Genomic DNA, 23492 nt, shown 5'->3' with positions numbered 1-23492 from the left:
TTTGTAACGGTTTGTAGTGGTAATTCCGTAGATGTTCGGCTCGCTCATCCGGTTAGGATGAGTGAGCCTGGTCGTATAGTCTCTCCAAGATTTTGTTTTTGCGGCCCGGTTACTCCGGAGCTGTAAATGAAACCTGATAATCTGCGTCGATTTGATCTTAATCTTTTGGTGACCCTGCATGTTCTTTTGGACGAATGCAGCGTAAGCCGTGCCGCAGATCGTCTGTGTCTCAGCCAATCGGCTATTAGTCGCTCCCTTGGGCGTTTACGGGATATCTTTGAAGATGACCTGTTTATTCGCCGCCCACACGGTTTGCAGCCAACGGTGAGAGCTATTGAGCTGCAGGCGGAACTTGCCGATGCTTTGGGTATGGTGTCCCGTGTTGTCGCCCCTCCGGAATTTGATCCAGCGCGATGTACCAAACAATTTACCATCAGTGTGATGGAGCATCTTTCCATGCAGATTATGCCGCCACTTCTGGCCCGACTAAGAAGAGAGGCTCCGGATGTGAAGGTGCGCGTGTATCCCTGGTCAGCCAACAGTCTCAATGATATGGCAACAGGCAAGCTGGATATGAGTATTAATATTCTGCCGCTGGAGCGTGCAGACCTGCACAGGCAGATTATTGTTCCGGTGCAGGGAAAGGTTGTTATGGCGCGCAATCATCCCTACGCCAGTCTTGAACGGTTAACCCGTTCTCAATACCTGGCTTATCCCCATGTCAGTTTGACGATTGCAGAATATGCAGAAAAACCCTTTGCCAACAAAATTGCAATGTTGCTGGCCAACCGGGAGATTATGCTGTCGACATCCGATCCGCACCTGGCTTTTGAAGTGGTCAGCCAGACAGACGCCATAATGATTGGTACAACATCTCTGAACAGTATGTTACTGGATCGATACAATCTCAGAGCCGTGTCGCTTCCAGAGGAGTTAGACTCTCTCTATTCACACTACCAACTGACCTGGCACCGTTTGATGAACCGCGATCCTGCACATATGTGGTTTCGGGGTTTATTGTTCGATGAGTGCCAGTCTTTGCAGCATGGTGACTTTGATACCCGTGGTGTGGCCTAGAAAGTTCCAGGCCTATAGAGGTATATCTTCACCTTTACGGAACACCTGCATATCTCCTGCTGATATAATGTTCCAGTGCTCGTTATCCGTCAGTGGCATGGTCGCTATAACGGTTACCACATCATTCGGTGTAGTTTCCTGGTGAAAGTCCACCGTCACATCCACGTCTTTCAATGACGCAGTGGTGAAGGGAGCTTTGCGGGTAATCCAGCAAAGCTTTGTTGAGCAGTAGCAACCCAGATCGCGGCCATCACTCAATAACATATTGAATACGCCCAAAGGCCGAAGCTGGTCGCATAATGTCCTGATAAAACGCCATAACGTAGCGGGGCGGGCAGGAGGTTTTGGATAACGCAGACGAATCTGGTCCATTATCCAGCAGAAGGCATATTCGCTGTCGGTTGTCCCTACGGGATGGTAGAACTCTAAAGCTTTGGATTTGATGTTTTTAAGCTGACCATTGTGGGCAAATGTCCAGTAGCGGCCCCAGAGTTCCCGGGTAAATGGGTGGGTGTTTTCAAGACATACCCGGCCAGCATTGGCCTGGCGGATATGGCTTATTACTGTTTCGCTTTTAATTGGATAGTTCTGCACCAATTGGGCGACTTCTGACTTGCAGGCTGGATCTGGGTCACGAAAATCCCGGATACCTTTTCCTTCATAGAAGGAAATACCCCAGCCATCCCGGTGAGGGCCGGTTACGCCACTGCGTTGCATCAGGCCGGTAAAACTGAAAACAATATCGGTAGGGGTGTTGGCACTCATGCCCAGCAGTTCACACATTTCTTATAACCTCAGGCACCCAAGACACTTAAGATAATTAACGTTTGGCCACAGAAATTTTCGGCTCGGAACGATTCTCGCCGGTAGGCTTTTTGGTTGCCTTCTTTTTAGCGGGGGCGGCTTTGCCAGAATTACGGAAGAATACAACTTTGATCAAACTGGCAAGAACCAGTGCACCTCCCACGATAATGCCATTACGAACCATAGCATCCGGACCAATGGTCAGCGCATCATAAATCATGGCCAGAAAAGCGGGGGAGAACCAGGTCATCTCTTGATTGGTAAACCCAGGAACAAGCACCAATACGGCAGCCCAGAGTCGGAGCCAGCTGGCAACTTTGGCATTCAGGCCTGAGGTGATCTTTACCCATACAGCAAGACAGCCGACAGCTGCAGCGAGATAAACAGTCCAGGCAATCAAATACTGTGTCAGGGTCATGGAATTGTAAGTAACCTTGAATTATTTAGGCTGAAATAATGCGCTAATTTTACTTGGCTGGTGGCTTTGAGGAAAGCACGGAACGTGATTTCCAGATTTCACCCTGCTTTATAGCCACTATTCTGTAATGACAGTGTCTATGGACACTCTCTATAATTGCCGGTTTCGTTTTCATGCGATCAACTTTTACAGCTTGCCTGAAATAAGGACAGTCCTACTTTATGGAATCCATGCCGTTCCCTCACTCTGCTACTCCACCTATTGCACCCCGCCGCTCGCAGATTATTAAAGACCCTCACGGCCAACGTGTGGATGAGTACCTTTGGCTGGAACAGCGAGGCAGTGATGAGGTGCAGGCCTGGCTGGAGGGGGAGAATGATTATACCCGCGCGGCTATGGCAGATACCGAAGCTTTGCAGAACACCCTTTATGAAGAAATGAAGGCACGGCTGAAAGAAGATGATGAATCCCAGCCTTACCAGTGGCATGGCTATGAATATTTCAGCCGAACGTTTACTGGTAAGGACTATGCAGTTCATTACCGCCGAAAGCCCGGAGCAAAGGAAAAGCAGGTTGTTTTCGATGGAAACGAGCATGCAGGGGACGAGGAGTATTTTGATCTTGGGGTTATGTCAATCAGCCCTGACAACACGCTGTTAGCCTGGGCAGAAGACTTTGCCGGTAATGAAAGCTGGACTCTACGAATCAAGGAATTGGAAACAGGCAAACTTCTCAAGGATGTTCTTGAAGGGTGCGCCGCTAATATTGTTTGGGCTAAAAATGGTCAGGCCTTCTGGTATATAAAGCTGGATCGTAACTTTCGCCCCTGGCAATTGTGTTTCCATCAACTTGGAACAGATTGTGCTGACGATAAAGTGATTCTTGAGGAAACTGATGAGCGTTTTTTCCTGTCAGCTTACCCGGATCGCAGTGAATCCCGACTGCTGGTAGAACTTTCCAGTACCGACACAACAGAATGTTTTGTTAGCGGGCTGAACAATGCTGATGAACAGCTGGTTATGATTCGGCCACGGGAGACCGGTCTCGAATATTACCCGGACTCCGATGGCGAAACATTGTTTATTCGCACCAATGACCACGGCATTAACTACCGCCTTGTAACGGCTGATTTTAATAATCCGGGCAACTGGCAGGAGTTTCTGCACCACCGAGAGAGTTCAACTCTGGAAGATTTTGAGCTATTTCCCGATCGGGTTGTGACTTTTGAGCGTGAACAGGGATTGGTGCAGGTGCGTATTCGCCCAATTCAGGGAAAGGTTATTACCCTGGAATTTCCTGATGATGCTTGGTCAGTGGGTGGGTGTGACAATGCGGAATATCATGCAGGCTTTCTTCGTCTGGAGTATGAGTCCCTGAACCGCCCATCATCGGTGATTGATGTTGACCTGGATACGGGAGAACAGACCTTACGGCGACAGATGCCTGTGCTGGGAAACTTTGACGCTAATAGCTATGAGACTCGTCGCCTTATGGCGAAGAGTCATGACGGTGTTGATGTTCCGGTGAGTATTGTTGGCCGCAAAGAGAGCTTTCAGAACAAAGCTCCCGTTCTGCTTTATGGCTACGGTGCTTATGGCATGAGCGAAGATCCTTATTTTGCCCGTGCCCGTTTGAACCTTTTGGATAGAGGGGTTCTGTTCGCTATTGCCCACGTCAGGGGTGGTGCTGATCTGGGCGAACAGTGGTACCGAGACGGACGTCGGTTGCAGAAGAAGAACTCATTCCATGACTTTATTGCCTGTGCAGAAGAGTTAATTCGTACCGGCGTAGCAGACAATGAGCGAATTGTTATTTCAGGAGGCAGTGCGGGTGGTTTGCTGATGGGTGCGGTTTTGAATATGCGTCCAGAGTTATTTGCCGGTGCTGTTCTTGATGTTCCTTTTGTGGATGCCCTCAGTTCCATGTTGAATCCGGATCTGCCTCTCACAGTCACTGAATATGATGAATGGGGCGATCCTGCTGAAAAAGACGTCTATGACTATATGGCAACCTATTCTCCCTACGACAATATTGCCGAGGTTTCCTATCCGCCCCAGTTGGTTATGGCAGGTCTGGAAGACCGTCGGGTACAATACTGGGAACCTGCGAAATGGGTGGCGAGAATGCGTGAGCGTTCAACAGGTGCCAATCCTGTGTTTTTGAAAACCCATATGGGAGCAGGGCACTTTGGTGCATCGGGGCGTTACGAAGCCATGAAAGAGGCGGCTTTTGAGCAGGCGTTTATTCTTAAGGTTCTCTCTGCGGAGACGTAGTTTTAGTTGGTAATAATTCGAGATAAATGAACGCTATTGAGCAGCTGCTAGGCAGTATTGAACATGTTGGGGAAACGGTGCAGGGGCTGGATGCCCTTGCGCTGAGCTGGATGCTTGGCATCTGGGTTGTGTACACCTTGTTCGCTAACTACCGAGGTAAAACCCATACCTGTCTAGCTTCTGTTCTATTGCTTTATCGAAAGCAATGGTTGTTGCGGATGCTGAAACGTGAGAATCGCATTGCAGATGCCAACCTTCTGGATCAGTTGCGCAGCAGTGTCAGCTTCTTTGCTTCCACCACCATTCTGGTTATCGCCGGATTAGCGACCGGTATGGCTGCCTCTGAGCAGGGGCTCAGCATTCTTTCTCATTTACCTGTGGCCGCCACTGATACCCGCGAGTTGTGGGAATACAAAATCCTGGTGATGATCGCCATTTTTGTTTATGCCTTTTTCGAATTTTCGTGGGCTGTGCGGCTGTACAACTATGCGGCAGTGTTTATGGGCAGCGCTCCTTTGCCGGAAGAGGTGAAAGATAACGATGCCTGGGCTGATGCTTATGCCGACAGCGGGGCGCGTACGATTTCATTGGCAGCCAAGCATTTTAATTATGGTTTGCGAGCTTATTACTTTGGGCTGGCGACACTGGCATGGTTTGTTTCGGTCTGGTGTTATCTTCTATTGGTCACCGTTGTAGTGGTGATTCTGTATCGTCGGGAGTTTCATTCCAAAGCTTTGCGAGCCATGGCTTACAGTTCTACTGACGGGACTGACTGTTAAAACACTCTCTTGGTTAGGACGTTTTGATCAGTAATTTATGGTATAAGGCGTCAGAGAATTAAAAATTACTGAAACAAACAATAAAGCTGTCAATGTCCGAATCAAAACAACCCGATAAACCGGATAATAAAACCATCCAGGTTATGGCAACACAGTTTCTGTCCGCAATTCCACATTGCAAAACACTGGGCATGTCGATTGTCAGTGCAGATCAGTCTGGTATCACCATTGAGCTGCCGTGGAGTGAACAAATTGTTGGCAACAAGGAAACCGGAGTTATTCACTCAGGCGTTGTGACCACGTTGATGGATACAACGTGCGGTATCTCAACAGTTACAGCCTTACCTGCCCCTGAAGCTTGTCCAACCCTCGACCTTCGTATTGATCACATGACCACTCCAGAGCCTCGTAAGTCTCTGTTTGCGACAGTAGAAGCTTATCGTGTGACCCGTAATATTGTTTTTACTCGTGGCACAGCCTGGCAAAACAGCCCTGATGAGCCTATTGCTCATGCCGTGGGTACATTTATGCGTTTGAATAAACTGTTGCCTGGCAAAATGGGTGGAAAAAACAAAAAGGGTAGTAATCATGAGTCTTGAGAGTGCAGTAAAACAGGCTCGTGAAACCGGGCAGTTAGATCAACTGATTGAAAATATTCCATACGCCAAAATGATTGGGGTGAAAGGGCAGCTTGTAGGGGATGAAGCTCTGTTTCTTTTACCTCCCCAGGATACCAATATCGGTAACCCTGTTCTGCCCGCCATTCACGGCGGTGTTATCGGAGGCTTTATGGAAACGGCAGCGGCCTTACATCTGCTGTTATTTATGAACCAGCCTAAAATACCGGCCATAATCGATTTCTCTATTGATTACCTCAGGAGTGGCCAGTTAAGGGATACTTTTGCGGAATGTCAGCTCCACCGTCAGGGGCGCCGAGTTGCCAATGTATCTGTCACTGCATGGCAGAGTCATCGTGATGTTCCCATTGCAACTGGGCGTGTGCATTTCCGGTTATGAGTGAAAGTTTCCAGGCAGTAGCCGTCCTGTTTCTCTACATCGCTCTTGGCTGGGTAGGTGTTCGCACCTTGCTCAGCCAGGAAATGATGCCGGGGCTGAATCGTTTTGTTTACTATTTTGCTGTGCCTGCGTTGTTATTTAATGCAGCCAGTAAGCTATCTTTGAATCAATTGTTGGCACCATTACCCTTAACTGCTTTTTTTGCAGGGGCTTTGGTTACCGGCTTGTTAACAGTTTTTAGCTGTCGTCTTTTGTTTCGTTGCACATCAGGAGCACAGCTAACAGCTCGAGCGTTAAATACGACCTTTGCCAACTATGCTTATATGGGTATTCCTGTGGTGTCCGCGATTCTGGGAGATGCCGGTTACGCAGCGATTATCACTATTATTCTGGCAGGCAATCTGGTGTTGATTGGTGGTGCCCAGATTTTGTTTCAAAGTTTTGAAAACAAAAGTGGTCAGAGTTCGCTTGGGCAGAAGGTGTGGTTGGTATTGCAGCAATCTTTGCTGAAAAGTCCGATTTTTCTCTCTACCGTGGCAGGTTTAATCTTTTCGGGAACAGGGCTGGTTATGCCGGATATTCCTGATCAGGTTCTGTCATCCATTGGAGCTACCACTGTACCGCTGGCGCTGTTCTGTCTTGGGGCTGGTTTGCAATTCCGGCTAGAAGACTCTTCTCTATCAGAAATCAGCTGGCTGATAGCTATTAAACTGTTCGTCCATCCGGCTGTAACATTCCTTATGCTCTGGCTTTTGGGTATTACTGACCCAATGTGGATGACGGCGTTGGTTATGATGACCGCTCTTCCCACTGGGGCTCTGGCCCATGTGGTGACTTCTCACCATGATGTTTTTGCCCGGGAAACATCCCAGATTGTCACTCTGACAACGCTGCTCTCTCTGCTTACTCTGCCAGTCTGGATAACCATCATGTCAGGCTTTTGAAAATTCTTCTGTTTTTTCCCCTTGAAAACCTCAGGGGGTGTCCCCATTTTCCGTTTTACCGAAACTTTGTAACTGTTCATGGCTTTGCCAGAACGTGAATTCCTGAGGACTTGTGGTTTTATGACGACTGAGACAAGCAGCACTGAGACTCAAAAAGAAACGCTGGGCTTTCAGACAGAGGTGAAGCAGCTTCTGCACCTGATGATCCACTCTCTGTACTCTCATCCAGAAATCTTCCTGCGTGAGCTGGTATCCAACGCCAGCGATGCGGCAGACAAACTGCGTTACGAATCCCTGCATGACACTACTCTGCTGGGCAATGATCCGAATCTTGAAATCCGTATTGGCTGCGATGCGGATACCAATACCGTAACCATTACCGACAACGGTATTGGCATGAACCGCGACGACGTGATTGCCAACCTGGGTACTATCGCTAAGTCCGGCACCGCAGACTTCCTGAAGAACATGACCGGTGACCAGAAGCAGGATTCCCAGCTGATTGGTCAGTTCGGTGTTGGCTTCTACTCCGCCTTTATCGTGGCAGAGAAAGTTCGCGTTGAAACCCTGAAGGCTGGCGAAACTGAAGCCATTGCCTGGGAGTCTGATGGTTCCGGTGAGTTCACTCTTGAGCCTGCGGACAAGAAAACCCGTGGTACCCGCATCACCCTGTTCCTGAAGGATGAGCACAAAGAGTTTGCCAATGGCTGGCAGCTGCGCACCATTATCCGCAAGTACTCTGACCATATTTCTCTGCCCATCATGATGCTGAAGGAAGAAATGCCTTCTGCAGAAGAAGAGGAAAACAAGGAAGAGAAAGCTCCTGAGTGGGAAACCGTGAACACTGCCAAGGCCCTGTGGACCCGCAGTCGCAGTGAAATCACTGATGAAGAGTACAAAGAGTTCTACCACCACATTGGTCACGACTACAGCGATCCGCTGAAGTGGAGCCACAACAGTGTGGAAGGTAAGCTGGAATACACCAGCCTGCTGTATGTTCCAGGCAAGGCACCTTTTGATCTGTACAACCGTGAAATGGATCGTGGCCTGAAACTGTTTGTTCAGCGCGTATTTATCATGGACAAGGCAGAAGAGTTCCTGCCTATGTACCTGCGCTTTATCAAGGGTGTTCTGGATACTAACGATCTGTCCCTGAACATTTCCCGTGAAATTCTGCAGCAGGATCCACAGGTAGATAGCATGCGTAATGCGCTGACCAAGCGTGTTCTGGATATGCTCACCAAGATGGCCAAGAACGACGCTGAAACTTACCAGACTTTCTGGAAAGAGTTTGGTCAGGTTCTGAAGGAAGGCCCGGGTGAAGATTTCTCCAACAAAGAGAAAATTGCCAAGCTGTTGCGCTTCTCTTCCACCGAAGATAGCAAGGAAGAGCAGGATGTTTCTCTGGAAGCTTACATTGAGCGCGTGAAGGAAGGTCAGGATAAAATCTACTATGTGACTGCGGAAACCTTCAATGCCGCTAAGAGCTCCCCACATCTGGAAGTATTCCGTAAGAAGGGTATTGAAGTTCTGCTGATGTCAGACCGTATCGATGAGTGGCTGATGTCCCATCTGAACGAGTTCGATGGCAAGCAGTTCGAAGATATTGGTCGTGGCGACCTGGATCTGGGCAAGCTGGATTCCGAAGACGATAAGAAAGCTCAGGAAGAAGTTGAGAAGCAGAGCGAAGATCTGGTTAAGCGTATTCAGGACACTTTGAAAGAAGAGGTTGAATCTGTACGTGTGACCCATCGTCTGACCGATTCCCCAGCTTGCCTGGTGGTTGGTGCCAATGATATGGGTGCCCAAATGCGCCGGATGATGGAAGCAGCTGGTCAGGCTGTGCCTGAGTCCAAGCCAATCTTTGAGGTCAACCCTGAGCATCCGCTGATTACCCGCCTGGATAATGAAGCTGATGAAGATCGTTTCGCTGAGCTGAGCAAGGTTCTGTTCGATCAGGCTCGCCTGGCCGAAGGTGGCCAGCTGGATGATCCGGGCGCTTATGTTCTCCGTCTGAACAAGCTGTTGCTGGAACTTTCTAATGGTTGATCGGCTTAACAGCTGATCTGCTTTTTAGCAGCCGTCGTTCCCAAAACCGCCATACCAGAAAGGGATGGCGGTTTTTTGTCATCTGCCTGTTAGTTTCTCACTGTTGCCAGAGAAGTACCGATAGCCAAGAGGATAAATTCTCTTTCAGGGATCTTCTATGGCCATCGCATTCCGCCGCTTTTCACTGCTCAGGTTCTGCCTGCTGTCTTTGTATTCTTCATTTTTGCTGGCTGCCCCTGTGCAGGCTGTAGATGATGAGCTGATAAAGGATGAATCTGCTGAAGATTTAAAGCAGTTTTCTCTTGTGGACGACACCACTGAAGATCTGGATGCTGATACCTTTGACCACAGCCTGGTGCAGATACGCAGTTTTACCCTGAAAGAAAATCGTTATGTCAGATATCGCCAATACTACCAGGGACTGGAAGTGGTGGGGCGCAGTGTGGTTGGTCACTATGGCAAGACCAGTGACAGCTGGGACCATGATGGAGCCCGCTTTTTTGGTAAGCTGGCCAAAAACATCAAGCTGCCTGTTCATAGCGAATACCTGACTGATACCTTCCGCTCCAATATGGGCACATTCGCCCGTGAAGATTTCAATACCCGTTTTAAAGTGACCGGCAAGGTATCGGATCTTGATACCCAGCCGGTGATCTGGATTGATAAGGACAGCAAACCCCGCCTGGCTTACCGGGTGAATTTCCGGGTTCAGCCACAAGCCGGTCCACCCCTGTGGCCTCATTACATGATTGCTGCTGCAGATAATGAGATTTTCCAGTACTGGAACAATGTTCAGGGGCTTTATTCTGACCGGGCCCCCGGAGGTAATGGTAAAACCGGGAAGTACCAGTATGGCTCCGCCAATATGCCTTCCTTTGCGGTGACCAACAACAACGGTACCTGCATGTTGGGGAATTCGCTGGTGAAGGTGGTTTCCCTTAATAATGGCTGGTGGGTGGCCAATAACCCGGCCCCTATAAGCTATGTGTGTGGTAAGAATACTGGTGATGCATCGAACGGAGCCTGGTCTCCGGGTAATGATGCTTATGTCTTCGCAAACCTGGTTTCATCCATGTATCAGGGCTGGTACAACTCGCCGGTTCTGGCTTATGCGAACGGTAATCCCAAGCAGTTACTGGTTCTGGTGAATGTTGGTCAGAACTACGAGAATGCCTTCTGGGATGGCACTTATCTGGCTTTTGGTGATGGGCATTTGAGCTATTACCCGCTGGTTTCCGTCTCCATTGTTTCCCACGAATTAAGTCACGCCTTTACCAATCAGCATTCAAATCTGATTTATGCCAATCAGTCTGGTGCTATTAACGAAGCCTTCTCAGATATGGCCGCTATCGCAGCTGAGTACTATCTCAAGTACTACAGCAGCGACGCTTATGAAACCCTGCTGGGCACAAGAAATATTGACTGGCGTATTGGAGACCGGATTACCAAGGGCAGCTTCTCCATGCGTTCGATGGATAACCCTTCAGCTTACAGTTCTGCCGAGTGTGAAAGACGGGTTTCCGGGTGTGACCGAACCTGGAGCGATGTTTTGACTGCTTCTGAACAGATTCCTTTCGCCAGCCGGCAGAGCTACATCGTTCATAAGGGTAGCGGTGTCATGAACAGGGCGTTCGTAAATATTGTGAACTCGTTGAATGGTGATGTTCGTAAAGCCTTTGCCCTTATGGTTCGCTCTAACATGTTGTATTGGACATCAACAGCCACGTTCTCTGAGGCTGCGTGTGGGGTGAAGCAGGCAGCACAGGTTGATGGCATAAGTACAAGCAAGATTGATCAGGCATTTGAGCAGGTGGGAGTAACGCCCGGTTGCTAATGGGATTTCGGTAAAGGGACTTTATTATGCGCGTAGATTCTCAACCTGGAGCTATCCGGCAGTTTCTGGATAAATATCTTCCCCCAATTGGGTGGCTGGTGGGGTGGGTTGTCAGTTTGGTGAAGCCTAAAAAGAATATTGGGCTGACACCCTCTCAATCCACTGAGGGAAGACCGCTGTCAAACTATTCAATTACCCAGGTTCCGCCCCATAAGGTTGAAACAATGGTTAAACCCAAAATTGTGCAGCCACTGGGTAGCCCTCCTCCACAGCAGATGCCCAGATATCGATCCTCTGTTGGTCGGGAAATGCCCCGCGGCCGGGTTGAAAGAGGGGTTGTTTCTCAAAGCTCCGGAAGAATAGATGTAGAGGCCTATCTCAAAGAGAAGAGTGTACCGATCAAGCATGAAGCCGCGCTAAAAATACGTGCAGCGTTACCTGAAGCCTGGGGAACAGAAGATTTGTGCCAAAAGCTGCAAACATTTCAGCACATGCGGTTTTATGGCGCAGAGCTGACATCGCAGGATTTTATTGATGCTTATGATCGTGGTTTGATCGAGCAGGAGTCCATAGATGCAGCGGTTTATAGAATGGGGACTGAGCTTAATATCATTCTGACTCAGGCGGGATACAAACTGCGCGAAGAATTACATCCAAAACCTCGACCTAATAAGCCCAGTGCAAGAAAAACTGTTACCCCTTCATCGAGCCCGTCCAGGTCTCCTGAACCACCAACAATGCCGGTTCATGTTTCAGAACCTCCTGTGACTGCCCAGACAACACCTTCTACCAGAGCTCCTCAGGATTTTAATTTTGAGGCAGAAATAACAGAAATTGTTCCGTTGGAAGATGTTCCCGTTTTCTTGCAGGGCTTGCAGCGAAAAGGCAAAAAAGCGGTTGGTGATATTAAGGCTCTTTATCAGGCAATGCGTAATACCAAGTTAACAGGGGCTATAACAGCTGAGCAATGTGTTCTATTGATGAATGCAGGTAGTGTGGATCGGGGGCAGTTGAAAAACTTTCCCAGAGAAGGGGTCGAGGAACACAGGTCGACAGCTCAACAACTGAGAAACTCTCTGACGGTTCCTGAAGCTCAGAGGACTAATGCTGTTTACACAGCTCCAGTTGTTAATGAGGCTCCGGTAGTTCAAGAGCAAACCCTTCCACCCGAATATGCTTTTGAAGCTCAGGTCACTGATATTGTTGGTATCAATGATGTTGCTTATTTTATGGGGGAGCTCGAACGAACTGATGCGAGTATTGTTTATCTCAAGGCGCTTTATCAGGCGATGAAGAAGTCCCCTGAAAAGCTAACCCGTGAACAGTGTGCATTGCTTATTAGTTCAGGTAATGTAAATGTACATGATTTGCTTGATAAGCCAGTTGAAACAATTAAGTCCTATCAGGAATTGTGTGGATTTTTGACTACTGGAGGATCAAAGCCTTCACAAGTTTCTCCAGCACCGCTGCCGTCTTCAACTCCAGAACTTGATGCACTTCGACCTACAACTCCGCCACCTCCAAAATTTAATTTTGAAGCTGAGATTACGGCCGTTGTTCCCCTTCAGGATGTGCCTGTCTTCCTTAATGGTTTACAGAGCAAAGATGAAAATGCCGTTGGTGTTGTTAAAGCCCTGTATCGGGAGATGAATAAACCGGATATGGGAGCGGCATTAACAGCCGGTGAGTGTGTGACTCTAATGAATGCCGGCAGCGTGAGTCATGAAAATCTAAGAAATCTATCCAGGCCAGGTCTTGAGGAACTTAAGTCGACAGCACAGCAATTAAAGGCATTTGAAACGGTTCCAGACGCGATACCAACAGCTCCTGCTGCCTATAAAGTTTCTGTGAATGCTGGCTCGCCGGTGGATACATTTCGAGTGGCAGTTGCTGATGTTGTTCCTGAAGATGAAATACCAAAGCTTGTGGATGGGCTCACAAAATTTGATGAGAAGGTTATAGTCGACACTCGAGCTTTGTATCAAGCAATGACAACTTCTGACCATTGGGTTCTCACCCCTGAGGAGTGTGCTGTTCTGGTCGAAGCTGGCGTTGTTGATGTTGAGCATCTTCAGCAGGCTCCTAAAACGGCCGTTTCTGAACACAAGAATGTGGCTCAAACTTTTGCCAATTCTCAGACAGTCAATGTGGCAAAACCAAAGCCTCAACCTCCTGTTGCAGCACCAGTCACGCCTCAACCAAATAAAGAATCTTCTACATCCAGTAAACCGCAAGCGCTGGTCAATACCACCGTGCCATCGAAGCCGGCTCAGCCAAATCGTGATTTAGCCGGTACAGAAGCAGCAAATGAAGCACTTTTCAATGAGCTAACGCGTAACCAAGACAAAAGTGGTAAGCCTCTTGTGGAAAGCAGGGCTGACTTTGAGGCATTGTTTGTTGACCTCGAGGCAGGGGTTTTCCAGCCAGCAGAGCTTGTTGTATTCCTTAGGCACTTCCGGAATGCGCAATATCATCAGCATGAAGCTGGTTATGTTTTTACGAACAGAATGTTTGCCAAAATGGTTGCCAGGGGAGAGCTGGCAAGAGATCCGAGCTATGTCTATCTGCCTTTCCATGAGGATGATATTGCCATCATGATACAGCAGGGAGGTGACCCGGAAGGTGACGCAAGAAGGGAAGCCTTAAGTCAGCTGTTTATGGGCGTTTGTAATGAAGATAACTTTGACCCGGATATTACCTGGCATGACAAGTTGTTAGATCAAGGTATACAGCCTGCCGGTGCAGGTTTATACAATTTTGGCAATATGTGTTTTATGAATAGCTCGATCCATGCGCTGGCGAATACATGGAAGGCCTCAGGTGTACTTGGTGAGATTCGTGCGGGTGTTCCTGTCGGGGTGTTTATTAACCTTTTAGATTCAATCGTTCCTGTTCATCAAAAGGAAGAGTACCCAGGGCCGGAAGGTGCGGATAGTGAAGAAGCTAAGGACTGGGCGAATGTTCAGAATCAGATTCGTGCTGGGCAAATAGCTGAGAGAGCTCAGCAAATGTCACTTAATCCTGATACGGCTTTGGAGCGTGATGATCCTCCTGGCATCGCAGCAAAATTACGAGCGTATAAGAAAGCAGCGAGCGCATTTGTTGCTTTGGCAGATGGCTTAAATGGGGATACCCCAGGGCAAAAAACCATGGTGGAAGAGCAGAAAGCATTTCTGCAGGCATTCATGGAATATGGGGTAGCCATGGATAGCAGGACCATTTCTTATGTCTTGAAATCCCAGAAGGGTAAGCCGCTAGAAATGGCAAGAGAAGGTGAAAAATTACTTTTAGCCAAGATTCAGCAACAGGATCCTGAAGAATTCTTATCAAGAATGTCTGAGTTGTTTGGCATTGAGTTCAGGGAAGGCTCTACAGTCGTTAATACCGATTGCTTCAAACTATTGGAGGATGGTGTACGTATTGATGCTCAGGTTAACCCCAGACCCGAAAAATTCCCAATGGTGTCTGTTCCCCTTGAAGGAAATAGTCTTCAAGAGTGCATCAATAATTTCGTGAAAGAAGATGAAATTGAATATCGTTGGCCTAAAGAAAGGCTCCAGAAACTGGGACTCGACGAAGAGACAGTAAAGGCAGACAAGTATTCTCAGAGAAAATCACTTGGGTTGTCTCATGCGGGTAAAAATCCACCTAATCAGGTTGTCATTCAAACGAAATTGGTTGGCTTCGATAAGAGAACATTTGAACAAAGATATCTTAGGGCTGAGGGACAGGCTCTAATACAAAACCTTGAAGATGAAATAGAAATACCTTTTTATCCCAGTGAAATTGAGGGGGATGAGGTTCCAGAACCCCAGTTAGTTAAATACAAGGTTTCTGCTCTTGTTTGCCATGCTGGTGAGAGTATGGAATCCGGCCACTATGTTGCAGTGAAATTCAAAAATGATGAGGCAGTTTTTTGCGATGATGACATTGTCGCTGATACACAAGGCTATGCAGCAGCAAGAGAGTTGGAAGGTGTACAGACTTGGAAAGATGCTTGTCGTAAACGGGGCTTATCCGGGTATGTCTTCACTCTCCAAAGAGTTGAGTAATTCTCAGTTTAAATACTTATAAAAAAGGGAAGCGGTAGCTTCCCTTTTTTGCATGGCCTTAATGATTAACCGTTGTAACGATCAAACACCAGACAGGCATTGGTACCACCAAAACCAAAGCTATTGGACATAACCCGGTTCATCTTCATCTGCTTAGGTTCACCAACAACCACTGGCAGACCTTCAGCCTTTTCGTCCAGAGTTTCCACGTTAGCGGAAGCTACAACAAAGTCATTTTCCATCATCAGCAGACAGTAAATGGCTTCGTGGACGCCTGCGGCACCCAGAGAGTGACCACTCAGGGATTTAGTGGAGCTGATCAGCGGGCAATCGTTACCAAAAGTTTCACGGATAGCGCCCAGTTCAGCAACATCACCAACCGGAGTACTGGTACCATGGGTGTTGATGTAGTCGATTTCACCATCAATGGTGCTCATAGCCAGCTGCATGCAGCGGATTGCGCCTTCACCGGAAGGAGCCACCATATCGTAACCATCGGAAGTCGCGCCGTAACCGGTCACTTCACCGTAAATCTTGGCACCACGGGCTAGAGCGTGCTCCAGCTCTTCCAGAACCAGAATACCGCCACCACCTGCGATAACGAAACCATCACGGTTGGCATCGTAAGCACGGGATGCTTTTTCCGGAGTTTCGTTGTATTTGCTGGAAAGGGCGCCCATGGCATCAAACATAGCAGTCTGAGACCAGTGCTCTTCTTCACCGCCGCCGGCAAAAACAATATCCTGCTTACCCAGCTGGATCTGTTCTACAGCGTTACCAATGCAGTGAGCGCTGGTGGCACAGGCAGAGGTGATGGAGTAGTTCACACCCTTGATCTTGAAAGGTGTCGCCAGACAGGCTGATACAGTGTTACCCATAGTACGGGTGACACGGTAAGGCCCAATACGTTTTACACCTTTCTCACGTAGAATGTCTGTGCTCTCAACAATGTTTGCTGTGGAAGCACCACCGGAAGCCGCGATCAGACCAGTGCGTGGGTTGGAAACCAGCTCTTCAGGCAGGCCCGCGTCAGCGATAGCCTGCTTCATGGCGATAAAGGTATAGGCCGCAGCGTCACCCATAAAGCGCATCTGCTTGCGGTCAATATGCTCGGCAAAGTCGATATCGACAGTGCCGGACACCTGGCTGCGGAAACCCTGTTCCGCATAGGACTCATTATGACGGATACCGGAACGGCCTTCTTTCAGGGAGGCAGTCACGGTTTCAGCGTCGTTACCCAGACAGGAGGTAATGCCCAGGCCGGTAACAACAACGCGTTTCATATATTCAAGAACCTGTATCAGAAGTTATCTGTGCGCGTAAACAGACCTACACGGAGGTCTTTCGCGGTGTAAATTTCCCGCCCGTCTACAGAGACGGAACCATCAGCAATACCCATCACCAGTTTGCGGGTGATCACCCGTTTAATGTGAAGATGGTAGGTGACCTTTTTGCTGGTGGGGAGAATCTGCCCGGTAAACTTCACTTCACCGGAACCCAAAGCACGTCCGCGGCCGGGGTTGCCCAGCCAGCCCAAATGGAAGCCAACCAGCTGCCACATGGCATCAAGGCCAAGGCACCCGGGCATAACCGGATCACCTTCAAAGTGGCACTGGAAGAACCATAGATCGGGATTGATATCCAGTTCGGCAATAATTTCGCCTTTGCCGTATTCGCCGCCTTCGGAACTGATGTGGGCAATCCTGTCCATCATCAGCATGTTGGGCAGGGGAAGCTGGGCATTGCCAGGGCCAAATAATTCACCCTTGCCACATGCCAGCAGTTCATCACGACTGAAGCTGTGTTTGTTCATCTTTCCTTCCGGTATGGCTGTGGCTTCTGTCTTTGTGGCAGATAGTAAGTCACGCCCTTGCTACCTTTTGACAGCCACTGAGAACTGTCTTGAATAACTGTGAATATGCGGAACTATATCACTGGCGGTTAACGGGTTTAATGACAATTCGTGCTCTGTAACAACTCTCCGACCCAAAGTCACGGAACTGTTACATAGCATGGAGGAGTCATTTTTGTGTGCAGCAAGAATACCACATACCAGCAAAGATTCAGCGATTTGTACGAACGTTCTTGAAAGTTTGATGGTTTTTCTTGTAGTTGTAACAACCGGGGACTTCTTTTCTCTACCGAAAATTCGATTCCAAGATTGTTCTGCTGGTGTATGATCGTTTCCTCTGTCCGGTAAATTGAAAATAAGGCATGACAAGCCAAAATACTGCAAAAACCTGCACAATCGCTGTCCTTGGTGGCGGCAGTTTTGGTACGGCTCTGGCTGATATCGCAGCGCGCAAAGGTCACACTGTACGTCAGTGGATGCGTTCTGAAGAACAGGCTGCAGAGATGAACCGCACCCACATCAATGCTCGTTATCTTCCCGAGTATTCTGTCAGTGAAAAAATAGTAGCGATCAGTGATCTTGATGCCGCCATAAAAGATGCAGACCTGATCTTTGTGGCGATTCCCAGTAAATCATTTCGCAGCGTTGTGACCCGTTTAAAAGGCAAGGTTGATAACGCTCTGGTGGTCAGCACTACGAAAGGTGTTGAAATGGGCACTTTCGATCTGATGACGGATATTCTGCATGAAGAAATCCCCGGTGGTCGTATTGGTGTGCTGAGTGGGCCAAACTTGGCCAAGGAAATCATGGCTCGTTGTATGACGGCAACGGTGATTGCCAGTGAGGATGACGAGTTATGCGAGGTCGTACAGGACGTACTTCACTGTGACTATTTCCGTGTGTATTCCAACCATGATCGCTACGGTGTAGAACTCGGTGGTGCACTGAAAAACATCTATGCCATTGTTGCCGGTCTGGCGACGGCTTTAGGTATGGGTGATAACACCCGGAGTATGTTGATCACTAGAGGTTTGGCAGAGATGAGCCGGTTTGCGGTGACCATGGGCGCAAACCCAATGACCTTTCTTGGCCTGGCCGGTGTTGGCGACTTGATTGTGACCTGTGAGTCCAAGTTGAGTCGGAACTTCCGAGTAGGTTTTGCCTTAGGGCAGGGACGTACACTGGAAGAGGCTGAAGCAGATCTTGGGCAGGTGGCCGAAGGTGTGAATACCCTTGCTCTGGTCAAAAGCAAAGCAAAAGAGCTTGGGGTTTATATGCCTATTGTTGATGGGCTGTATGCAATCATTATGGAAGGTAAAGATATCAGGGAAGTCACCAGTACCATGATGATGCGTGAACAAAAAACGGATGTTGAGTTTTCTGTAAAAAGTTGAGCTAGATGGTATCACCCTTCATCTACAGTGAATGGTGATACCAGATATCGGGCGAACAATTTCAAGGAGCAAGATGATGAACCAAGACGGCAATGATTATAAGGACTCTGTGAAAGACAACATACTTTCTGAGTCCATCTGGATTCGTATCCTTTATATGGTTCTGTTTTGGGCAGCCGGGCACTTGGTGGTTGCGATGGTGGTATTGATCGCTGTATTACAAGGTGCACTGGTACTGTTTACCGGGCAACCTAACCTGAGCCTGCAGGAGTTTTCTCTGGCTCTGAATCGCTACCTTTATCAAATGGCCAGCTTCCTGACCTTCAACAGTGAAACCAAACCTTTCCCTTTCTCTGACTGGCCCTCTGCCGGTCATGCAGAAGTGACTGATTCACGGGATTCCTGAGGGCGTAGTTGTGAAGTTGTATATTATGCGTCACGGTCAGGCGGAATATTCTGCCCCTTCGGATGAGCTGCGCCCGTTAAGTGGAATTGGTCAGGAACAGGCTCGCACTGTTGCTGAACAGCTGAAGGATATTGCCTTCACCGGCATTCTGGCCAGTCCTTATCTGCGGGCTCAGCAGACGGCTGAAATTGTCCGGTCAGTGATTTCCGGACCAGGAATCACCACCACCCAGAGTATTGTTCCCGAGGTCGCCCCTAATCTGGCTGTCGATCAGTTACCGGATCAGGGGAATTGGCTTCTGGTGGCTCATATGCCTCTAGTCGGTAAATTGACCAGCTTGCTGGTTGATGGGGTAGTGTCCACAGATATGCCGTATTCCACGGCGATGGTGTGTGAGTTGGAAATGGAACTCCCTGGGCCGGGTATGGCGTATTTGCAGCGTACATTCACTCCCTAGTGGCTTCTTTTTACCACCTTTTATAGAAATATCCCTGTTAGAGGAGCTGGCACCGCAGTCAGTTTCTCTAACAGCCTCTCTCCCTCTGAAACCTTTGCATCAGACCATGGTCTTATTTCTGCTGTGTTGATCCGTTGCTAGTTTAAGCAGTTGTTTACCAGCAACGTTTTACAACTTCACAGCAGGGGCAGGGATAGCTTCCTATACTGGATTCCCTTCTTCCTATAACGGTACTCCTCCGGCGGATTAACTGATCTCTGCCCGGGGAGTCTGACTGTGTGAACTTAAGACTTTTTAACCATGTGCAGGGGAGGTTGAAGAATGAAAATGACTGATATCAGCCTTCGAGGTTGTCTGGTAGTAACTATTGGCTGCCTGTTCGGCCTTTATCAGTTTTATATGCAGGCTTCTCCCGGGTTTATTGTTCCTCAGCTGATGCATGATCTTTCGCTGAACCGTGCAGAAACAGGGGTTCTGGCCAGCTCACTTCTTTATAGCTATGTATTGCTGCAGCTTCCTGCTGGCTGGTTAATAGACCGCTATGGCGTGAAAACCATGTTCCTTGTGTGTCAGGCTCTGATGGTGGCTGGCATTCTTTTGTTCAGCCAGGCAACCAGTCTGGAGATGGCGATTGTCGGACGTATGATTCAGGGGGCTGGCAGTGCATCGGCCATAGTTGGTGCTTTGTGTCTGGCGGCGGCATGGTTCCCAGCCAGATTATTTCCGGTGTTTGTAGGATTGGTGGAAATGTCAGCCATGCTCGGTGGTGCGGTTTCCAGCAGTGCGATTCCTGAACTGACGAACATTATGGGCTGGCGCTATGCCATGATTACCTCGGCTGGTGTTGGCGGATTGTTATGGCTGGGGATGTTATTTATTAGCAATCGCCCTCAAGCACTTGTGAGTGAACCGGTTGATGCAAGCGAACAGTCTGCCGAACGTGGTGATCTACGCAGAGTGTTTGGTTCTGTTCAGGTCTGGCTCAGTGCCACTTATGGCTTTGGGTTGTTTGGGTTGGTCAGTGTTTTCGGCATGATGTGGGGCGCGTCATTTCTCGAGTGTTTATACCCTTTGTCCCACACCTTTGCGGCCAATGGTATGACCCTGCTGTTTGTTGGCGTTGCTGCGGGAACGGTACTTTGCGGTTGGGTAATTGCCAGAGGTGGGACATGCCGGAGCTGGATGATTCTTGGGGCAGCACTTTCTCTGCTTTTGTTATTGGCTATTATTTTTCTGCCGGTAGCCTCGGTGATTATGGCTGTGCTGCTGTTCCTTCTCGGTATGGCGATGGGAAGTTACGGTCTGGCCTTTGTGGCTCCGGGTGAGTCGCTGCCTCAGTCAGGACTCGGGCTGGCTATTGCTTTTATTAATGTCTGCCTGTTGATTGCCGGACAGGTATTGCAGCCGTTATTAGGGCGAATTCTGGATATGCGGGCTGCGACCCAGGAGTTAGGGATTGTCGACTATCAGGTTGCCTTTATTCCTTTGCTGGTTCTGGCCGTGATGGCTCTTGTGGCCTCCTTGAAGCTAAAGGAGGCCTGAGGCAATGCATAAGCGTGCTGAACCTATTGCTCTACAAACAGAATCCGCTATCACAAGCCGGGTCATCTGGGCTTATTTAACCGTTGGTTTATTTGTTTCCCTGCAGTTTGTTCTGCAGGGTTCGGTCAGCTTAATGGTTCCCGAGCTGAAGGTTGATTTGGGAATTCATGAGGCTGGTGTGGGGATGTTGTCCTCGTTGTTTTTTTATCCTTATGTTTTTCTACAGATTCCGGCTGGCTGGATTCTGTCGAGAACCGGTGTGCGTACATTGCTTCTGGTTTCCGGTCTGCTTATGTCGGCTGGCTGCCTGATACAGGGCACTGCTGACAATGTGACTCAGATGATGATTGGCCGGGTGATTATGGGAATTGGGGCTGCGCCAGGTATTGTTTGTTTTCTCAAAACAGTAGAGATATCTTTCCCGCCGTTGTTCTTCGGGGTGCTTGCCGCGGGAATGGAGGTGTTTGGCATGGTTGGCGCAGGTATCGGTGATTTCCTGATTCCGGAAAGCATTCAGGTATGGGGCTGGCGTTCTACCCTGAAAATCTTTGCAATTCTGACCCTTATACCGGTTTTAGGTGGTTTATTTCTTATCGCTAAAGATAGCGGTTCTGCTTCCTGTGACTGCGACAATAAAACCGGGGAGTGGGTCAAGGTTTTTCGTAATACTGATGTCTGGCTGGTGGCGTTGTTCTGTGGGTTTATGTTCGCGATTATGAATGCCTTTGCTGCGCTCTGGGCAATACCTTATCTGGACACCAATCCTGATTGTATCGGGCAGTCCGGCAGAATTGCCGGAATGATCTTTATTGGCGCTGCAGTGGGTGCCCCGGTTCTGGGCTGGCTGGCTGATCACGGTATGGACAGCCGTAAAGCAATGATGGTTGGTGGAGTGATGACTATCGCGTTGTTGCTGGTGATTTTGTCTGGCTACCTGACTCCGGTTTTGTATTTCCCGTTGATGTTTCTTCTTGGGTTAAGCGCGTCGACTTATATGCTGCCTTTTGTACTGGTTAAGCACTGGCTGAAAGGGGAGCAGCTTTCTATTGGTTTGGCATTTACCAATGCCCTCAGTGTAATGATTGGGGCTCTGTTTTATCAGCCACTGATTGGCTGGTTGATTGGCATGTATTCAGAAGTTTGTACGGAAAACTATCGTGAGGTATTGATGATTCTTCCGGCGGGCGTTCTGGTGGCCTGTATTCTTGTGCTTTATGTGCGTAAAACCAGCCCGGTGGTTTTGAGAGTTGTTTCGACGGGGGAAGAGAAATTCAGGCTCCCAAAAACAAGAGCCTGAACAAAGGCTTAGGAAAGGAGGTTGTTTAGCAATAGCACCAGATCTTCTGACCAGGTAACGATCATCAGAACAACCAGCAATGCAAAAATCATCGGCATTACTTCCCGCACAAAGTCCGCAATTCTGACTTTGAGAATGGAGCAGACGGTAAACATCATCGATCCAAATGGTGGAGTCACGCCACCAATCATAATATTCACGATAATAATAATACCGAAGTGAACCGGATCTATTCCTGCATTCAACACCGCAGGCAGCAGCAGTGGTGTCAGCAGAATCATTGCCGCACCACCTTCGATAAACATACCGATAATCAACAGCAACAGGTTGATCAACAACAGTAGAACCATTGGATCATCGGTAAAGGCCACCAGTGCAGACGCCACGTTTTGGGGAATCTGTTCCAGAGTCATGTAATAACCAAACACCATGGCGCCAATAATGATAAACATCACGCTGGCGGTGCCCTGGATGGTTTCCTTAAGAATCTGGATAAAGTGGTGTGGCTTTAGTTCCCGATAAATAAACAGTCCGATAATAGAACACAGCAGAACCGCAATCGCGCCCGCTTCGGTTGGAGTGAACAGACCAAAGCGCATGCCCAGAATCACGCCAAAAGGAATCAGCAGGGCAGGCATAGCTTTGCAGAAGAAATGCCAGCGTTCCCCAGCAGTAGCAGGTTCGTCTCGTGATACCGGATAGTTTCTGCGCTTGGAGATAATGGCCACGGTAATCATCAATGCAGTCATCATCAAAAAGGCTGGCATGTAGCCACCAATAAACATCTGGTGCACAGATACGTTAGCCAGCAGCGCATAGATAATCAGGTTGATACCGGGTGGAATCACTGGGCCAATACTGGAAGAGGCAGCAGTAATGGCGGCACTGAAAGGCAGGTCATAGCCACGCTTGGTCATTTCCGGTACAAGAATCTTGGCCTGCATCGCGGCGTCAGCATTGGCAGAACCAGAGATACCGCCCATCAATGTACTCAAAGCCACGTTCACCTGAGCCAGACCGCCACGTTTGTGGCCGATAAATGATTCCGCAAACCGCAGCAGGCTACCGCTGATTCCCGAATAGTTCATCACTGATCCCACCATGATAAAGAAGGGAATCGCCAGCAATGGGAAGGATTCAACGGAAGAAATAAACCGCTGCATCACCAGGCTTACGGGAATGCTGGTATTCAGGAATACAAAATAAAAAACGGAAGAGGCGATCAAAGAGAAAGCCACCGGCACGTTCAGTAGAAACAGAACGAACAGAATAATAATTGGGAGAAAGGTATCCATAA

19 protein-coding genes are annotated in these 23492 nt (G+C 48.7%); 14 read left to right on the top strand and 5 right to left on the bottom strand.

Translation table 11 applies throughout. The annotated features are described in order from the left end of the window. The first annotated feature begins 126 nt into the window (after positions 1 to 126). Positions 127 to 1077, top strand: a complete 951-nt coding sequence (locus ACY2RR_RS11135; protein WP_490108219.1) for a LysR family transcriptional regulator — start codon at positions 127 to 129, stop codon at positions 1075 to 1077. Between the two features lie 12 nt (positions 1078 to 1089). Here the strand turns inward: ACY2RR_RS11135 and ACY2RR_RS11130 are convergent, their stop codons facing one another. Together ACY2RR_RS11130 and ACY2RR_RS11125 are read right to left on the bottom strand one after the other, a co-directional pair. Further along, the gene (locus tag ACY2RR_RS11130; protein ID WP_490108218.1) at positions 1090 to 1860 is read right to left on the bottom strand and encodes a class II glutamine amidotransferase; all 771 of its coding nucleotides are present in this window, start codon (positions 1858 to 1860) and stop codon (positions 1090 to 1092) included. A gap of 37 nt (positions 1861 to 1897) precedes the next feature. Then, positions 1898 to 2299, bottom strand: coding sequence for a hypothetical protein (locus tag ACY2RR_RS11125; RefSeq protein WP_490108217.1), 402 nt, complete (start codon positions 2297 to 2299; stop codon positions 1898 to 1900). Positions 2300 to 2520: 221 nt separating this feature from the next. On the opposite strand from ACY2RR_RS11125, the gene ACY2RR_RS11120 reads away from it, so the two are divergent. The 8 genes from ACY2RR_RS11120 (at position 2521) to ACY2RR_RS11085 (ending at position 15247) form a co-directional block, all read left to right on the top strand. Then, positions 2521 to 4572, top strand: a complete 2052-nt coding sequence (locus tag ACY2RR_RS11120; protein ID WP_490108216.1) for a S9 family peptidase — start codon at positions 2521 to 2523, stop codon at positions 4570 to 4572. Between the two features lie 26 nt (positions 4573 to 4598). After that, a complete protein-coding gene (locus tag ACY2RR_RS11115) occupies positions 4599 to 5351 on the top strand; it encodes a DUF599 domain-containing protein (RefSeq protein ID WP_490108215.1) in 753 nt (250 codons plus the stop codon). Positions 5352 to 5443: 92 nt separating this feature from the next. Beyond that, positions 5444 to 5950: a PaaI family thioesterase gene (locus ACY2RR_RS11110; protein ID WP_490108214.1), complete on the top strand. Its 507-nt coding sequence runs from the start codon at positions 5444 to 5446 to the stop codon at positions 5948 to 5950. After that, a complete protein-coding gene (locus ACY2RR_RS11105) occupies positions 5940 to 6368 on the top strand; it encodes a PaaI family thioesterase (protein ID WP_490108213.1) in 429 nt (142 codons plus the stop codon). The genes ACY2RR_RS11110 and ACY2RR_RS11105 overlap by 11 nt, the downstream gene beginning before the upstream one ends. After that, positions 6365 to 7312 carry an AEC family transporter gene (locus tag ACY2RR_RS11100; RefSeq protein WP_490108212.1) on the top strand — a complete coding sequence of 316 codons (948 nt, stop codon included), beginning with the start codon at positions 6365 to 6367 and terminating at the stop codon, positions 7310 to 7312. Before ACY2RR_RS11105 ends, ACY2RR_RS11100 begins: the two co-directional genes overlap by 4 nt. A 120-nt stretch (positions 7313 to 7432) precedes the next feature. After that, entirely contained in the window at positions 7433 to 9361 is a 1929-nt protein-coding gene (htpG, locus tag ACY2RR_RS11095) for a molecular chaperone HtpG (RefSeq protein WP_490108211.1), read from the top strand. Positions 9362 to 9518: 157 nt separating this feature from the next. Then, positions 9519 to 11195, top strand: a complete 1677-nt coding sequence (locus tag ACY2RR_RS11090; protein WP_490108210.1) for a M4 family metallopeptidase — start codon at positions 9519 to 9521, stop codon at positions 11193 to 11195. Between the two features lie 26 nt (positions 11196 to 11221). Then, entirely contained in the window at positions 11222 to 15247 is a 4026-nt protein-coding gene (locus tag ACY2RR_RS11085) for a ubiquitin carboxyl-terminal hydrolase (protein ID WP_490108209.1), read from the top strand. Between the two features lie 65 nt (positions 15248 to 15312). Here the strand turns inward: ACY2RR_RS11085 and fabB are convergent, their stop codons facing one another. Together fabB and fabA are read right to left on the bottom strand one after the other, a co-directional pair. After that, positions 15313 to 16530: a beta-ketoacyl-ACP synthase I gene (fabB, locus tag ACY2RR_RS11080; RefSeq protein ID WP_490108208.1), complete on the bottom strand. Its 1218-nt coding sequence runs from the start codon at positions 16528 to 16530 to the stop codon at positions 15313 to 15315. 17 nt (positions 16531 to 16547) lie between these two features. Further along, a complete protein-coding gene (gene fabA / locus ACY2RR_RS11075) occupies positions 16548 to 17060 on the bottom strand; it encodes a 3-hydroxyacyl-[acyl-carrier-protein] dehydratase FabA (protein ID WP_490108207.1) in 513 nt (170 codons plus the stop codon). Positions 17061 to 17461: 401 nt separating this feature from the next. On the opposite strand from fabA, the gene ACY2RR_RS11070 reads away from it, so the two are divergent. The 5 genes from ACY2RR_RS11070 (at position 17462) to ACY2RR_RS11050 (ending at position 22195) form a co-directional block, all read left to right on the top strand. Next, entirely contained in the window at positions 17462 to 18493 is a 1032-nt protein-coding gene (locus ACY2RR_RS11070) for an NAD(P)H-dependent glycerol-3-phosphate dehydrogenase (protein WP_490108206.1), read from the top strand. Positions 18494 to 18566: 73 nt separating this feature from the next. Continuing rightward, on the top strand, positions 18567 to 18899 hold the full coding sequence (locus ACY2RR_RS11065) for a DUF4389 domain-containing protein (RefSeq protein WP_490108205.1): 333 nt from the start codon (positions 18567 to 18569) through the stop codon (positions 18897 to 18899). Between the two features lie 10 nt (positions 18900 to 18909). Then, positions 18910 to 19356, top strand: coding sequence for a phosphohistidine phosphatase SixA (gene sixA / locus ACY2RR_RS11060; RefSeq protein WP_490108204.1), 447 nt, complete (start codon positions 18910 to 18912; stop codon positions 19354 to 19356). A 321-nt stretch (positions 19357 to 19677) separates the two neighbouring features. Continuing rightward, complete coding sequence (locus tag ACY2RR_RS11055; protein ID WP_490108203.1) at positions 19678 to 20898, top strand: MFS transporter; 1221 nt, start codon at positions 19678 to 19680, stop codon at positions 20896 to 20898. Positions 20899 to 20902: 4 nt separating this feature from the next. After that, complete coding sequence (locus tag ACY2RR_RS11050) at positions 20903 to 22195, top strand: MFS transporter (protein WP_490108202.1); 1293 nt, start codon at positions 20903 to 20905, stop codon at positions 22193 to 22195. An 8-nt stretch (positions 22196 to 22203) separates the two neighbouring features. Here ACY2RR_RS11050 and ACY2RR_RS11045 read toward each other — a convergent pair whose 3' ends face one another. Then, positions 22204 to 23490, bottom strand: coding sequence for a TRAP transporter large permease (locus ACY2RR_RS11045; RefSeq protein WP_490108201.1), 1287 nt, complete (start codon positions 23488 to 23490; stop codon positions 22204 to 22206). Between the last annotated feature and the right edge of the window lie 2 nt (positions 23491 to 23492).

The organism is Parendozoicomonas sp. 2304DJ65-17, from assembly GCF_058148445.1.
The sequence above is the reverse complement of the archived record's forward strand: the minus strand, read 5'-3'. Positions and strand labels throughout refer to the sequence as shown.

What these genes read in the sequence shown, in the direction of transcription:
- ACY2RR_RS11135 (WP_490108219.1), top strand. Translation starts at nt 127, where the DNA reads ATGAAACCTGATAATCTGCGTCGATTTGATCTTAATCTTTTGGTGACC.
- ACY2RR_RS11130 (WP_490108218.1), bottom strand. Translation starts at nt 1,860, where the DNA reads ATGTGTGAACTGCTGGGCATGAGTGCCAACACCCCTACCGATATTGTT.
- ACY2RR_RS11125 (WP_490108217.1), bottom strand. Translation starts at nt 2,299, where the DNA reads ATGACCCTGACACAGTATTTGATTGCCTGGACTGTTTATCTCGCTGCA.
- ACY2RR_RS11120 (WP_490108216.1), top strand. Translation starts at nt 2,521, where the DNA reads ATGGAATCCATGCCGTTCCCTCACTCTGCTACTCCACCTATTGCACCC.
- ACY2RR_RS11115 (WP_490108215.1), top strand. Translation starts at nt 4,599, where the DNA reads ATGAACGCTATTGAGCAGCTGCTAGGCAGTATTGAACATGTTGGGGAA.
- ACY2RR_RS11110 (WP_490108214.1), top strand. Translation starts at nt 5,444, where the DNA reads ATGTCCGAATCAAAACAACCCGATAAACCGGATAATAAAACCATCCAG.
- ACY2RR_RS11105 (WP_490108213.1), top strand. Translation starts at nt 5,940, where the DNA reads ATGAGTCTTGAGAGTGCAGTAAAACAGGCTCGTGAAACCGGGCAGTTA.
- ACY2RR_RS11100 (WP_490108212.1), top strand. Translation starts at nt 6,365, where the DNA reads ATGAGTGAAAGTTTCCAGGCAGTAGCCGTCCTGTTTCTCTACATCGCT.
- htpG (WP_490108211.1), top strand. Translation starts at nt 7,433, where the DNA reads ATGACGACTGAGACAAGCAGCACTGAGACTCAAAAAGAAACGCTGGGC.
- ACY2RR_RS11090 (WP_490108210.1), top strand. Translation starts at nt 9,519, where the DNA reads ATGGCCATCGCATTCCGCCGCTTTTCACTGCTCAGGTTCTGCCTGCTG.
- ACY2RR_RS11085 (WP_490108209.1), top strand. Translation starts at nt 11,222, where the DNA reads ATGCGCGTAGATTCTCAACCTGGAGCTATCCGGCAGTTTCTGGATAAA.
- fabB (WP_490108208.1), bottom strand. Translation starts at nt 16,530, where the DNA reads ATGAAACGCGTTGTTGTTACCGGCCTGGGCATTACCTCCTGTCTGGGT.
- fabA (WP_490108207.1), bottom strand. Translation starts at nt 17,060, where the DNA reads ATGAACAAACACAGCTTCAGTCGTGATGAACTGCTGGCATGTGGCAAG.
- ACY2RR_RS11070 (WP_490108206.1), top strand. Translation starts at nt 17,462, where the DNA reads ATGACAAGCCAAAATACTGCAAAAACCTGCACAATCGCTGTCCTTGGT.
- ACY2RR_RS11065 (WP_490108205.1), top strand. Translation starts at nt 18,567, where the DNA reads ATGATGAACCAAGACGGCAATGATTATAAGGACTCTGTGAAAGACAAC.
- ACY2RR_RS11055 (WP_490108203.1), top strand. Translation starts at nt 19,678, where the DNA reads ATGAAAATGACTGATATCAGCCTTCGAGGTTGTCTGGTAGTAACTATT.
- ACY2RR_RS11050 (WP_490108202.1), top strand. Translation starts at nt 20,903, where the DNA reads ATGCATAAGCGTGCTGAACCTATTGCTCTACAAACAGAATCCGCTATC.
- ACY2RR_RS11045 (WP_490108201.1), bottom strand. Translation starts at nt 23,490, where the DNA reads ATGGATACCTTTCTCCCAATTATTATTCTGTTCGTTCTGTTTCTACTG.